The following is a 12,962-nucleotide window of genomic DNA, read 5'->3' on the forward strand; positions in this document are numbered from 1 at the left end:
CGGTCGATTGAATGTGTCAGGCTCGAACCTGCCTGGTGCTGGGACCGCGGCAGCGAGAGGAAACCGGCGGAACCGGCGCGACGTGTCGGGGCTGAACGCCGGGATCGCCCCTCCGCCTGGCGATCCTCTCCTTGGAGACGGACTAAGGCGCCGGCCCCGCCGGGGTTGTCCCGCTGCCGCTGCTCGACTGCGAGGCAATCGTCGATCTGCCACGTTCAATCGACTTTTGCGTTAGGCGCGACGGCTAGCGGCGCTTCGGCGCCTCGATGCCCAGCTCTTTCATGACCAGCTGGAGATCGTCCCACGCTTCGCGTTTGGCCTGTTGTTGCTGCGCGCTCGGGCGAAGCAGGTACGAAGGATGGTACGTCGGCATCACCAACGTGCTTCCGCGATAGAGCTTCCATTGGCCACGGAGCTTCGTGATGCCCATGGTGGTCTGCAGAAGCGCCGCGACGGCCGTGTTGCCCATGGCCACGATGACGCGCGGGCGCACGAGGGCGAGCTGCTCGTGCAGGTACGGGATGCAGGTGTTCGACTCGTCGGGCGTCGGGCGTCGGTTGCCGGGTGGCCGGCACTTGATGATGTTGCACACGTAGACGTCGCCCTCGGGCGATAGACCCATGGCCGCGATCATCTTGTCCAAGAGCTGACCGGCGCGACCGACGAAGGGGAGGCCTTGCGCATCTTCATCCGCGCCGGGGGCTTCGCCAATGAAGCAAAGTTTGGATTCGGGATTGCCGCGGGAGAAAACGGTATTCGTCCGCGTGGTGGCCAATTCGCATTTGGCGCAATTGCGGACTTCCTCGCGGATCTGTTCGAGACGGACCAGCCTTTCGGCGCCCGTGCTGGGGATCACCGGCGCGGTGGTCGGGGCGGCAACAGGCGGCGAAGGCCTTGGTTCGTCGTGCCAAACGGGCGCGGCTACGGCGGCCGGCGCAGGTGCAGGCGGAGGCGGAGAGGGAGGAACCGCCAAGGCGCCAAGTGCGCCAAGGGTTGGGGGTTCCTGAGGCAGGGCGTGCCGCGGTGCTTCAACATCCACCTTGGCGTCCTTGGCGTCTTGGCGGTTTCCTTCTTGCTTCGCGCCTACGGATGGAGCGGGGCGCTTGCCGCGGGGGATGCCGAGGGAGCCGGAGTCCTGTTGCCACTCGAGGTACGCGCGCAAGGATGCGGCGATCTGGGCAAGCTCGGTTCGGGGATCGTCCTGCGACATCGCCGATATCTTAAGCCATTTTTCGTGGCTCAGCGCTCGAAGTGGATCCGGAACGGCTTCGTCTTGCCGGCAACGGGATTTCCGTTGACATCGAGCTGTGTCGCGAAGGGCTTTTGCATGGCGCACTGGCGCGCCTCGCGGCCGAAACCGTGGCCCGGATCTTTCACGACGGTGACTTGCTGCGCGCGGCCGTTCGTGCCCACGAGGACCTCGACGGTGACGTACGCCTCGTCGACCGACTCGGAGTCGGCCTCCGAGGGCCAAGGGCAGTTCCAATTTTGGTCGCCGAGCAAACCTGCGGCGCGGGAGCGGTCCATCGGGGGCGGGGGAGGCGCGGTGCCGGTACCACCGGGGGTTCCACCTGCGCGGGCCGCCGGATTGTAGACGGCCTTGCCCGTGCCATTCGACTGGGTGACGCCACCACCGAACGAGTCGCTCTTGCCGGTGATGATCGTGTTCGAGAAGTCGACGACGTCGTTGGGATCGGCGGTGAGCGCCGCCGCGGCTTTCGCGGCCTCCGGTGGCGGAGGCGGCGGAGGCGGCGCGTCCTTCGGGGCCTTCGGCGGAGGCGGGGCGGCCTTCGCGGGCTCCGGCTCCGGCTCGGGGGGCGGCGGCTCCGGAGGCTTCACTTCGTCGATTTCGTAAATGTCGACGAGTCGCTGGGCCACATGCTCCTGCACCGAGCGCGCGAATCGGTACATGTCGAGCGACATCATCGCGGTGCGGACGGCGGCGGCGGCATGGGCCGCGCTCGCGATGAGCAGCGCGACCGCGATGCCCTTCGACGCGTTGCTGCCCAGCTCGAACACGCGCCCGAGCGGATCGCGATCGACGAGAAGTGCGGCGCGCGCAATGCCCGGTGCGCCAGGATGGATACCGTTGGTTTGCGCGTGCGAGGCGTCGATCATGTGGCTCGGTGGGAACTCACTTGTTGGGTTTGTTGACCGGGACCAAGGGCGGTGCAGGCGTCACGCCGAAGGCGATCTTCGCAACGTGGGCCTGCTTGAGCAAGTCCAGCACGTGGATCACACGGCCGTGGGGCACGGCGCTGTCGGCTTTGATGACCGCGCGAAGCTGCGGGTCTTTGTTGTGCGCTTCCGCTGCCAGCGCGAGGATCGCGTCGTCGTTCTGGACGGCCTTTTGATCCACCTGCGTTTGACCGTCGGCGCCGAGGGCGACCGAAAACACGGTCTGCACGTCCGACCCGGAGGCGGCGCCGGGAAGATCGAGCGGGATCGATTCCGACTTCACGATGATCTTCGCGGTCACCATGAAGATGATCAGAAGCACCAGCGTGATGTCGACCAGTGGGGTGACGTTGATCGCTGTGATCGCGTCATCCGTATCGTCGGATGCACCACCGGCCATGGCTAGTTGGCCCCCTCATCGTCTTCGCGCGGGTTCGATGACACGCGGCGCGCCGAGGGGGTACCTGCGGGAACGGCGGCTGCGGTGGCTCCCGCGTGGGCGACGCCCTTGTCCGTGGACTTGAGGTAGGCGAGGAGGACGTGGCCGAGCGCGTCGGTGTTCGACAGGGTCGTCTTCACGATGCGCTGGAACATGTTGAAGGCCGCGACGGCCGGGATGGCCACGACCAGACCGACCGCGGTGGCGACCAGCGCCTCGGCGATGTTCGTCATGACCGCTTGCGATGCGATCTGCGCGCCGGCCGACTGGGCCGCAGCACCCGCCGCTGCCGCCGCGGCGCCTGCTGCCTGAGCAACGGGTTTCGCGTTCGCTTTTCCGAGCTCCTCGAAGGCGCCGACGATACCGATGACGGTGCCGAGCAGCCCGATGAACGGCGCGTTGTTGCCCAACGTGCCCAGGTACGCCAGGCGCTTTTCCAGCTTCGTCCTCTGCAGCGCGCTCGCTCCGGCCATGGCTTGCTCGGCGGCTTCGGCGCCGTACGACGCCTCGACCACGCCGGCCAGCACCACGGCGGCTTCGGCGCTCGGCGAGCCCTCGAGGCGCTTGCGTGCACCATCCAGATCGCCCGCACGAAGCAATTTTCCAAGCTCGCGCATCAGCGCGCCGACGTCATCACGCAGGGAGAAGTACAACCAGGCGCGCTCGAGCATGATGGCCAACGAGACCACGCTCAAAATCAGCATCAACCACAGGACCCAAGCGGCCCCAGCCCCCACCATCGCATTTTTGACGCGCTCAATGATCTCGTTGTTGCCCATGGGCTTCGATAGCTCCGTCCTCGCAGGTGAAAGGCTCCCCATTCCCAGGGAGGTGTTCCGTGACCTTGCCGACCTCTGCATCGAGAGGGATGGCGGCCGAGATCACGGTGGTGGCATAGGCGCCTTTCGGTAGCACAAAGTAAACCCGTATGCTGTCCTCTTCTTCCCGGCCGTTGTCCGAGAGTCCTCTTTCTAGACGAAGATCCGACACCCACAGGCGCAGGGGCCTGCGCGTACCCTCGCCGAGCGGTACCAACTTCGTCAGATCGATGTCGTCACCCAGGAACTCGCGCACGACCTGTTGCTCCAGCTCGCGCGGCTCGCCCTCAGGCTCGCGCATCTTTGCACCAGGTAGCGGGCCAGTGGCGGATATTTCTCCCCTCTCGGCACGCGCGCGATCCTCCTGAACATCGGTGCAGAGAAAGAGGCCGCCGGAATCGTGCCGTTTGGCGAGATCGCCCTCGAGGCACGTGTTCCAGGTGCCGTTGCGCACGCGGCGCTCGAGCACCTCATTATAGACGGCCGATTGCAGCGCGGAGAAGAGGAGGCGCTTCAAGCGTGGATCGCGCGGGGCGGGGGCCTTGCCGGTGAGCCATGCGCGCGTGCGCTCGGCGTTGTCGCCCTCGCGGCCGAATCGCTGGGCGCCGAAGGCGTTGGGCACACCCTCGCGCCCGATGCGCTCGAACGCGGCGATGGCCGCATCGACGTCGCCCACCTCGCGGATGCGGATGGAAAATTTGTTTGCCCGCAAGTGACCGGTTCGCAGCTTGTTCGTGTGCCGCTTGGTCTCGAGCACGTTGATGCGCTCGTGCACCAGCGCCATCGCGCGCGTGTCGCGTTCGGGGGCGTGCGGGACCGAAATCGTCTGCGTGGTGATGGCCATGCGATCCTTCATCCCGGCGACCCCAACGTCGCGGGAGCGGACACCGACCGCACGGGCTATCACGTCCACGGCGGCGTCGGTGGTCATCTCCCGCTTCGTAAAGCGGATGTAAAGATGCTCGCCCGTGCCGGAGGGCTCATACAGCGGGATTTCTTCGACGATGAAGTCTTCGGGTAGAACTTTGATACGTGCCATGGGGTGCTGTCGGAGGTGAGTGCCGCCAGGTTTTCACTTCGTTCAATAAAAATGCGCGGAGCGGCGGCCATCTATAGGACGCAGCTCGAGCGCGCCCGGCGCGCAGAGATTGTATGGCCGCTGTGGCCTCGATCCTGCTCTTGACTGCTGTACACCTGCCATGCTGCTGAACACTTTTTTCTTCACGCGCCTCGCCTTCTTGGCGGGCGTCGTCGCGACCTCCACCACGGCATGCGCAAGTTGGAAGCTTTCCGAGCCTGATACCGTGGCCGTTCACCCCTTCTTGCCGCATCCCGCGCACGTCGCGAAAGTCTGCGTGATTCGAACGTCCGTTCTCGAACATGGAGTGACGTTCGTTTCACGCGACAACGGCGTGCTCGTCGGGGCCACGCGCGGGCCCACGTATTTTTGCTACTACGCCGAGCCCGGCGATCACGATCTTTCCATCGAGGCCGACGCGTGGGCGAGCGCCAAGCTCCGGGCGGAGGCGGGCAGCTCGTATTACCTCAAGGAGGAGGTCGCTGTCGAAGGTGGGAAGGTCCGAGGTCTCGGCGTCTGGGTGGACGAGGCGATTGCGCGTTCGCTGGTGGACGACTCCGAATACGCGGTTCTCGTGGGAGGGCCCGAGCGGGAGCACCTTCCAGGGATACTTCCTTTTGCGCCAGCGCGGCGCCGTTCGTGATTGTAAGCGCAACCGCAGCAAAGCTCTTTTCCGCAGACCGGAATTGAAGGAAATTGCGCGGCACACCGACGCTCGGCACTCCTGCGGAAGGTTACGTTTCTGACCGAAAGTCTCCTCGAATGTCGAACCGCGGCAGCGCGACAACCGCGGTGGGGCCGCCGCCATGCCCCTTGTGACGGGCGGAAGTCGCCATAACGTTCGGCGACCCTCGCATCAGGCAGTGGGCGAGGGCGCCGGCCTCGCCGGGATTATCTCGCTGCCGCGGCTTGGTTTGAGCGAGGATTTCGATTCGAAACGTAACCTCCCGCAGCAACGTTAAACGCTTGAAAATTTGAGGGGGACGTATGAGAACACGTGTTTCTCGTCTTGGTCTGCTTGCGGCTGCTGGCGCTTTCCTCGTGGGCCTTCCGATGTGCGCGAACGATGCGCCGTCGCCGGCGTCGCCGCCGAAGGCCGAGGAAAGACCCGACGATAGCGGCGCACGTGCGGCGCTTGCGTCGACGCCGCTCGGGTACGTGGTCTCGCGCGACGCGCGCGGAGCGGCCCGTTGGATCGTGGGCTCGAACGAAGCGACCGCCGCGGTGCTCGATGCTTCGGTGTCCGAGGAAACGGCAGCGCGCGTGCACCTTTCGCGGCACGCCGCGCTTTTGGGCATCACCGAGGCTGCCGTTTACGAGATTTCGCGCGTGGGCCTGCAGAAGCTCGCCGGCGGCGCCACCATCGTGCAGTTTGCACAACGCGCGGGGGACATGGATGTCTTCCATGCGCGCGCCAGCGTGGTGCTCGATGCTTCGAAGAACCTCGTGTCGATTGGCGCCAACTTGCATCCGCAGGCGGCGCAGACGCACGCGCTGAAGGCGCTCGACTTCCCCAAGAGTGCGGAATCGGCGCTGGCCGATGCCTACGCGGGGCAGTTCGGCGTCTCCATTTCGGCCACCGCGGTGAAGGACGCGGGCGGGCGCGGCGCATTTCGGCGCTATGCCGTGACGACGGCGGAGGACACCCCCGCGGTGCTCGAGGCCGCTGCCAAGCGCGTGTTGTTCCCGGAAGGAGAGCAGCTCCTTCCCGCGTATTACATCGAGCTCGCGGCCCGCGCGAATGGCTCGCCCGAAAACGAGGCGTACGCCTACGTGATTGGCGCGGCCGACGGGCGCGTGCTTTACCGCGCGTCGCTCACGGCGAGCGACTCGTTCAAATACCGCGTATGGGCGGACCCCACGGGGAATCACATTCCAGCGGACGGGCCTTACGTCGATTCGTCGCCGCACCCCACGGGAATACCGAACAACCAACTGCCGGATTATGCGGCGCCCATTCTGGTTTCGGCGGACGGATTCAACGTGCACGCCGACCCGTGGCTTGGGCCGAGCGACACGACGACGTTCGGAAACAACGTGCGCGCCTACAGCGATCGGAACGATCAGCACAATGGCATCGGTGACGGGTTCGATTCGGGCGACATCGCGCCCGACGTCACGGCGCCGAAGACCTTCGATCGAAGCTTCGACCCGACGAAGGCGCCGAACGCGAGCCCCGACCAGATCAAGGCAGCGGCGACGCAGCTCTTTTACGTGAACAACTGGCTGCACGATTATTGGTACGACTCGGGGTTCGACGAGGCGTCGGGCGTCGCGCAGCTTTCCAATTATGGCCGCGGGGGCGTGGAGGGCGATCCGCTGCGCGCCGAGGCGCAGGATGGGGCCGACTTCGGGCAGGCGAACAATGCGAACATGTCGACGCCGTCCGATGGCCTCTCGCCGCGGATGCAGATGTTCGTGTGGTCGGGCGTGGCGAATCGCGCGATCGAGACCACGCCGGCGCGCACCTACTCGGATCCGCTGGGGGCCGCGGTGTTCGGGCCGCAGCAATTCGATGTGACCGCGCCGGCGGTGCTGGCCAACGACGGCACCACGCCGACGTCCGACGCGTGCGAGCCGCTCGCGGATTTGACCGGCAAGATCGCCGTGATCGACCGCGGGACGTGCCCCTTCGTGCAGAAAGCGATCAACGCGCAGAACGCGGGCGCCGCGGGCATCCTCATGATCAACAACGTGGCGGGGCACGTGCCGGTGAGCCCGGGCGTGGGCGACCCGACGATCACGATTCCGCTCATCGGCCTGAGCCTGGAGGACGGCACGACGTTGAAGGCGGCGCTGGCGGCTGGCGAGCTGTCGGCGCACATCAAGCGCGGTCCCGAGGTGCTGCACGATGGGACCATCGACAATACGATCGTCGCGCACGAGTGGGGGCACTACCTTCACCATCGCTTGGTGCAATGCGGATCGGCCTCGTGCGGTGGCATGAGCGAAGGGTGGGCCGACTTCACCGCGCTGCACATGGTGGTTCGCGAGAGCGATCTGGACAACGAGTTGTTCGGCGCGGCATTCCCCTTGTCGCAATATGCCGCGGCGGGGATCACGAACAGCGGGGCGTACTTCGGTATTCGCCGTGCGCCGTATTCGGCCAATCGGGCGAAGAATCCGTTCACCTTCGGGCACGTTCGACAGAGCTCCACGCTCCCCGCAGGGGCGCCGCTCTCCCCGGCCGCACCCAACATGGCGGAGGTGCACAACGTCGGTGAGATTTGGGCCGAGACGCTGTTCGAGGGGTACATCAACGTGCTCCACGCCGGGCAGGTGCTGGGCCGCACCTTCGAGCAGAGCAAGCGCCGGATGAGCGACTACATCGTGGCGGGCATGAAGGCCGCACCGCCCGAGCCGAGTTTCACCGAGCAGCGCGATGCGATTTTGGCCAGCGTCTGGGCCATGGGCGAAAAGGAAGACTTCCTGGCGCTGGCGCGCGGCTTTGCCAAGCGCGGGCTCGGCTCCAACGCGGTGGCTCCGCCCACGTCGTCGATATCCTTCGACGAGGCGGTGGAGAACTTCGACATTCGCGGCAAGCTCCAGTTCATCGACGCGAAGATCGACGACTCGGGCTCGTCGTGCGACCACGACGGCGTGCTCGATGCGGGGGAGAGCGGCAAGCTCTTGATCCGCGTGCGCAACCTGGGGTGGATCACCTTGCGCGGTTCGGCGGTGAGCGCAGCCACGACCGATCCGTTCGTCACCTTGGAGAACAACGGCGCGGTGACCATCGAGTCGATCGATGCGTTCGGCGTGGCCACGGCCAGCATCGGGATCTCCGCCAATGCGATTCCGCTTTCGCGCGGAGAATTGCCCATCGCGATCAAGATTCACAACGACAATGCGATTCCCAAAGATGCCGATGTGCAGGTGAATCTGCTCTACAATTACGACGACGTGCGCAATTCGTCGCCCGTCGACAACGTGGAGAGCGAGACGCCGGTCTGGACCTTCGAGCATGCGAATCCGCCGCTGCGCGCTTGGTCGCGTCAAGGCGATGCCTCGAACCACGTCTGGCACGGCAACGACATTGGCGCGCTCGGCGACGAGCGGCTCGTCTCACCGGATCTCGTCGTCGGGCCGGGCAATTTCCGAATCACGTTCAAGCATCGTTTCCAATTCGAGACGACGCCGGCCTCGGGTGGCTCCCCGGCCGTCTACTGGGACGGTGGCGTGCTCGAGCTGTCGACGGACGGCGGTAGCACCTGGGCCGATGTTGCAAACTACACGGATCCTGGCTACCCGCAGACGCTCACGACCGGGGCGGGCAATCCCCTCAGCGGGCGCAAGGCCTGGGCGGGGGATTCGTCGGGGTATCCGAACTACACGACGGTGTCGCTGAACTTGGGCACCCAGCTTCAGGGCAAGACGGTCAAGGTGCGTTTCCGCATCGGCAGCGATGAAGCCGCCGGCGCGGCGGGGTGGGACATCGACAACATCATTTTCGCGGGGATTACGAATTTGCCGTTCCCGTCGATCATCGACGATCGAACCACGTGCCCCGGCCTCGTGGTGCAGGCGTCGCGCTAAAGATCAGAGATTGAACTGGGAGACGGGGAGATTTTTGAGGTTTTCCGTTCGCTCAGTGAGCGAACGGAACACAAAAAAAACTCCCCGCCTCACTGTAGATTCTTCGGCCGTTGCACCTCCTCAGGTGCGTTTTCGGCAACGAGTTAGGACGTGAGAGGATTGCGGTAAACGTCGTCGACACCGATCCGCGCGTTCACGGAGGTGAGCTCGGCGAACTCGCCGACACCCCATTCGTGGAGCTCCCAGAAGCCCGAGTCGTTGCGGCGGTAGACTTCGATCCTCGGCTCGTGTTGGCTCACGAGGACGTACTCACGGAGCGATGGGATGCGGCGGTAATTTTCGAACTTCTTGCCGCGGTCGTAGCCTTCGGTCGAATCGGATAAAATTTCGACGAGAACGACGGGGTTGGTGATGGAATGATCGTCTTCGGGATCGAGCTCCAGGCGATCGCACACGATGCTTGCGTCAGGGTAGGTCGCGAGGCCGGTGGCCCGAACGCGGACGCGCACGTCGGATGAAAACATGCGGCATGGGCGGCCTTCCAAGGCGTTGCCGATGATGCGAGCCATCGCCAACGCCAACGCGCCATGGTCCGGCGTACCGCCCGCCATGTCGTACACGACGCCGTCGAGCCACTCGTGCTTGGTCTCGCTCTTGGCCTCGGCGTCGACGTAATCACGGTACGTGACGTACGGTTTCGTAGAGGTTTGCGTCATGATGCCCTAAGTGTAGCCCAAACGGCTCCGTATGGTAACGTGCCCTGGGAAGCGATGGATCACGGTACCAAGGGTCCCAATAAGGTCGATCGGGAAGGGCCGACGGACATCGTTCGTGCGCCCGCCTCCGTCGAGGGGTTTCGGCTGCTAGTGCTCTTGCCGTCAGGCGATGGCGGGAGTGCTCTGGAAGTGCCTTTGCCCGAAGCGGGCGAGCTCGTGCTCGGGCGAGGCGATGACTGCGCGGTGCCCATCGGCGATGGCTCCGTGTCGCGGCAGCATGCGCAGCTGCTCGTTTCGAATGGGACGTTTCGCATTCGTGATTTGGGGAGTCAAAACGGAATTTTCGTGCGCGGACGGCGCCTCGAAGCCTCGGAGATCGTCGAGATTGGGGCAGGGGAGGCCGTCGATCTCGGACGCGTGACCGTGCTCATTCAGCGCCGTTCGGCCGAGTCTCCGCGGCGCAACGTGCCCACCATCGCGCCGCCGCCCGTGTCCTCGTCGGGCGAAGACGCGGGTTTCGTCGTGTGCGATCCGGCGATGCTTCGCCTCCACGATCTGGTGCGGCGCGTGGCCGTGCGCGACATCAACGTGCTCCTGCTCGGAGAAACCGGAGTTGGCAAAGAGGTGGTCGCCGAGGCGGTGCACCGTTGTTCGCGCCGCTCGGGCGGGCCCCTGGTTCGCGTCAATTGCGCGCAGTACAACCCGCAATTGCTCGAGAGCGAGCTCTTTGGCCATGAACAGGGCGCGTTCACCGGAGCGACACGCGCCAAAGCTGGCGTCTTCGAGCAGGCGCAGGGTGGCACCCTGTTCCTGGACGAGATTGGCGAGTTGCCGGTGAGCGCCCAGGTCAAACTGCTTCGCGTCATCGAAGAGCGCAGCATTCGCCGGGTCGGAGGCACCGAGGCGCGTGAGCTGGATATCCGCCTGGTGACGGCGACCCATCGCGACTTGAAGGCGGAAAGCCAAAACGGACAATTCCGGCGCGACCTGTATTTCCGTTTGAGCGGTGTCACCATCCCCATTCCGCCGCTGCGCGAGCGTCCGTCGGAAATCGTCCCCTTGGCGAAAATGTTCGCCGCCCGCTTCGCCGCGCCGGAGGCCCCGCCCGAACTCACCGACTCCGCGCAGCAGGCGCTGCTCCGCTATCCGTGGCCCGGCAACGTGCGCGAACTGCGCAACGCTGTCGAGCAGGCCGTGGCTTTGTCCGACGGGGTGATCCTCCCCGAACACCTCCGGCTCGAACAGGAGCCGCCTTCGTCTTCTCCGTCGTCCTCTCCGTCTTCCTGGGCGGGAGGTGGCGCGCCCCCGGCATCGTCCCCCTCGTCCACGCCGCTGCGCGGGCAGATGCAGTCGCTCGAACGCCAGCGCATCGTGGACGCGCTCGAGCGCTCCAACGGCAACCAATCGCGCGCTGCGGAGCTTCTCGGTATGCCGCGGCGCACACTCGTCGACAAGTTGCGCCGGTACAACATTCCGCGACCGCGCAGCGGCGGTGATTGAGCGAATCTTGCTCAATCATTCGAGCGAGCCTTGCACGCCGCCATCGCGAACGAGGCTGAATTTACGCACATTCGAGAAGGGCGTCCGTCTTGCACTGCGGAGTTGCCATGCTCGACTTCCATCTCAAAACCGCCGCGTTCGCACTCACCCTTTGCCTGGGTGCCGGGTGTGCCGCAGGTGATCGCGACCACGATATCCCTCGAAACGACGACTCTTTGACGGCCGCAGAACGAAAGCCCCTCGTTCTTGGCATGTACAACAATACGGCCATCGCGCCCGGCACCGAGTCGGCGAATGCCTCCACCTTTCGCGCGGTCGCCGACGAGTACTTCGTCGGCGGCAAGACCAAAGTTCATCGTGTCTTCAACACGTATTCGAACTTCCCCGACACGTACGCCAAGAGCGCGGGCGGCCAGGACCCCGCGAGCGGCAACGTATCGTTCCTGAGCGTGAAGCCCCCGAACGACGACGTCAAAGGGGTCATCGACGGCGTCTACGATGCGAAGATCACCTCGCTCGCCGAGAGCATGCCCAGCGGCTCGTACTTGACCATGTACCACGAGCCCGAAAACGACATGGACGGCGCCACCTTCGTGCAGATGTTTCGCCACTTCTACGCCGTGTCCAAGAAGGCGAATCCGAACGTCCTCGTGGGCTACGTCGCCATGGATTACCAATGGCGCGAAGGCTCCGCGAGCACCAAGAATCCCGACGACTGGTGGATCGGTGCCGACGCCACCGACTATCTGGCCATCGACGCGTACATCCGCGATTGGAAGCCCATCGTCGACCTCTCGCAACAGGGGGATTTCCAGCGCTGGTACCAATGGGCGCTCCCCAAGGGAAAGCCCATCTTGATCACCGAATACAGCATCGTTTTGTCGCAGAAGATTCCCGATTCGCGGCGTGCCGACCTGATTCGAAAGAGCCTCGACTACGTCTGGGGGCAACCGAAGATTCGGATGGTCCTGTGGTGGAACCAAGTCGGCAACGACGAGGGGGTCTTTCAGCTGAGTCCCACCACTTCTGCGCGCGCGGGTTCGCCTCTCGCGCTCGAAGCGTGGAACGAGAAGGTCAATCAATACGGTTCGTCGAACACCAGCATCTTCGATTGGTGACTAAAACCTGAGGGCGCTTCGCGCGATCACATGGTGGACGGGTCGTCCGTCGTGCGATCGCGCAGCACGCAGGTGAATCGTGCGGTGCAGATGCGGCGATTCCTCGAGTCGGTCACGAGAATCTCGTACGTCGCCACGTTGTTGCCGGCGTGCACGGCCGTGCACACGGCGGTGATGAGACCCTCGTAGACCGTGCGATGGTTGATGCACGAGAGCTCGAGTCCCAGCGCCATGCGGTCGGGTCCCGCCCGCATGGCCGCGGCCATACCACCCAGCGTCGACGCGAGCGCCGCACTCGCCCCCGTGTGAAGGAGGCCATACGATTGCCGGTTCGCTTTGACGGGCATCGTGCCGACGAGGCGATCGGGATCCCAGCTCGTGATCTTGATGCCGAGTCGGTCAGCGAGCTGCTCGTCATCGTACTCCGGGCGCGCTCCCGGCACCGAGCGAGGGCCTCCCCGTCCTCGCCCACTCGAAGGCGGCAGCGACGGTTTGCTATCGGTGGACTTTCGGGGTTCCAGCGCGGTGGACATGCCCCCTATTCATCAAGTTGGGTGCCAACTCGAGTGACCATCCCCG

The 12,962-nt window shown here is 65.0% G+C and carries 11 protein-coding genes; 4 read left to right on the forward strand and 7 right to left on the reverse strand.

Features of this window, described 5'->3' with window-relative positions; all coding sequences use genetic code 11:
- Positions 1–244: 244 nt before the first annotated feature.
- The 5 genes from LVJ94_12190 to LVJ94_12210 are packed head-to-tail and all read right to left on the reverse strand — an operon-like array spanning position 245 to position 4,474.
- A complete protein-coding gene (locus LVJ94_12190; protein ID WXB07988.1) occupies positions 245–1,210 on the reverse strand; it encodes a uracil-DNA glycosylase in 966 nt (321 codons plus the stop codon).
- 29 nt (positions 1,211–1,239) lie between these two features.
- Positions 1,240–2,118 carry an energy transducer TonB gene (locus LVJ94_12195; GenBank protein WXB07989.1) on the reverse strand — a complete coding sequence of 293 codons (879 nt, stop codon included), beginning with the start codon at positions 2,116–2,118 and terminating at the stop codon, positions 1,240–1,242.
- Between the two features lie 16 nt (positions 2,119–2,134).
- Positions 2,135–2,578, reverse strand: a complete 444-nt coding sequence (locus tag LVJ94_12200; protein WXB07990.1) for a biopolymer transporter ExbD — start codon at positions 2,576–2,578, stop codon at positions 2,135–2,137.
- 2 nt (positions 2,579–2,580) lie between these two features.
- Positions 2,581–3,396, reverse strand: a complete 816-nt coding sequence (locus LVJ94_12205) for a MotA/TolQ/ExbB proton channel family protein (GenBank protein WXB07991.1) — start codon at positions 3,394–3,396, stop codon at positions 2,581–2,583.
- Positions 3,374–4,474, reverse strand: coding sequence for a tRNA pseudouridine(13) synthase TruD (locus LVJ94_12210; protein WXB07992.1), 1,101 nt, complete (start codon positions 4,472–4,474; stop codon positions 3,374–3,376). Before LVJ94_12210 ends, LVJ94_12205 begins: the two co-directional genes overlap by 23 nt.
- A 160-nt stretch (positions 4,475–4,634) precedes the next feature.
- Here LVJ94_12210 and LVJ94_12215 point away from each other — a divergent pair, with 160 nt between their 5' ends.
- Positions 4,635–5,156, forward strand: a complete 522-nt coding sequence (locus LVJ94_12215; protein ID WXB07993.1) for a DUF2846 domain-containing protein — start codon at positions 4,635–4,637, stop codon at positions 5,154–5,156.
- A 749-nt stretch (positions 5,157–5,905) separates the two neighbouring features.
- The gene (locus LVJ94_12220; protein ID WXB10711.1) at positions 5,906–9,049 is read left to right on the forward strand and encodes a M36 family metallopeptidase; all 3,144 of its coding nucleotides are present in this window, start codon (positions 5,906–5,908) and stop codon (positions 9,047–9,049) included.
- Positions 9,050–9,192: 143 nt separating this feature from the next.
- Here LVJ94_12220 and LVJ94_12225 read toward each other — a convergent pair whose 3' ends face one another.
- The gene (locus LVJ94_12225; GenBank protein WXB07994.1) at positions 9,193–9,765 is read right to left on the reverse strand and encodes a Uma2 family endonuclease; all 573 of its coding nucleotides are present in this window, start codon (positions 9,763–9,765) and stop codon (positions 9,193–9,195) included.
- 54 nt (positions 9,766–9,819) lie between these two features.
- Here LVJ94_12225 and LVJ94_12230 point away from each other — a divergent pair, with 54 nt between their 5' ends.
- Positions 9,820–11,265, forward strand: a complete 1,446-nt coding sequence (locus tag LVJ94_12230; GenBank protein ID WXB07995.1) for a sigma 54-interacting transcriptional regulator — start codon at positions 9,820–9,822, stop codon at positions 11,263–11,265.
- 107 nt (positions 11,266–11,372) lie between these two features.
- Positions 11,373–12,383: a hypothetical protein gene (locus tag LVJ94_12235; protein ID WXB07996.1), complete on the forward strand. Its 1,011-nt coding sequence runs from the start codon at positions 11,373–11,375 to the stop codon at positions 12,381–12,383.
- 26 nt (positions 12,384–12,409) lie between these two features.
- Here LVJ94_12235 and LVJ94_12240 read toward each other — a convergent pair whose 3' ends face one another.
- A complete protein-coding gene (locus LVJ94_12240; GenBank protein WXB07997.1) occupies positions 12,410–12,916 on the reverse strand; it encodes a hotdog fold thioesterase in 507 nt (168 codons plus the stop codon).
- Positions 12,917–12,962: the final 46 nt, after the last annotated feature.

This window comes from Sorangiineae bacterium MSr11367, assembly GCA_037157805.1.
Classification (GTDB): Bacteria; Myxococcota_A; Polyangia; order Polyangiales; family Polyangiaceae; genus Pendulispora; species Pendulispora rubella.

Bases quoted from the DNA above. Each gene is read 5' to 3' on its own strand.
- LVJ94_12190 (WXB07988.1), bottom strand. From the start codon at position 1,210: ATGTCGCAGGACGATCCCCGAACCGAGCTTGCCCAGATCGCCGCATCC.
- LVJ94_12195 (WXB07989.1), bottom strand. From the start codon at position 2,118: ATGATCGACGCCTCGCACGCGCAAACCAACGGTATCCATCCTGGCGCA.
- LVJ94_12200 (WXB07990.1), bottom strand. From the start codon at position 2,578: ATGGCCGGTGGTGCATCCGACGATACGGATGACGCGATCACAGCGATC.
- LVJ94_12205 (WXB07991.1), bottom strand. From the start codon at position 3,396: ATGGGCAACAACGAGATCATTGAGCGCGTCAAAAATGCGATGGTGGGG.
- LVJ94_12210 (WXB07992.1), bottom strand. From the start codon at position 4,474: ATGGCACGTATCAAAGTTCTACCCGAAGACTTCATCGTCGAAGAAATC.
- LVJ94_12215 (WXB07993.1), top strand. From the start codon at position 4,635: ATGCTGCTGAACACTTTTTTCTTCACGCGCCTCGCCTTCTTGGCGGGC.
- LVJ94_12220 (WXB10711.1), top strand. From the start codon at position 5,906: ATGGATGTCTTCCATGCGCGCGCCAGCGTGGTGCTCGATGCTTCGAAG.
- LVJ94_12225 (WXB07994.1), bottom strand. From the start codon at position 9,765: ATGACGCAAACCTCTACGAAACCGTACGTCACGTACCGTGATTACGTC.
- LVJ94_12230 (WXB07995.1), top strand. From the start codon at position 9,820: ATGGATCACGGTACCAAGGGTCCCAATAAGGTCGATCGGGAAGGGCCG.
- LVJ94_12235 (WXB07996.1), top strand. From the start codon at position 11,373: ATGCTCGACTTCCATCTCAAAACCGCCGCGTTCGCACTCACCCTTTGC.
- LVJ94_12240 (WXB07997.1), bottom strand. From the start codon at position 12,916: ATGTCCACCGCGCTGGAACCCCGAAAGTCCACCGATAGCAAACCGTCG.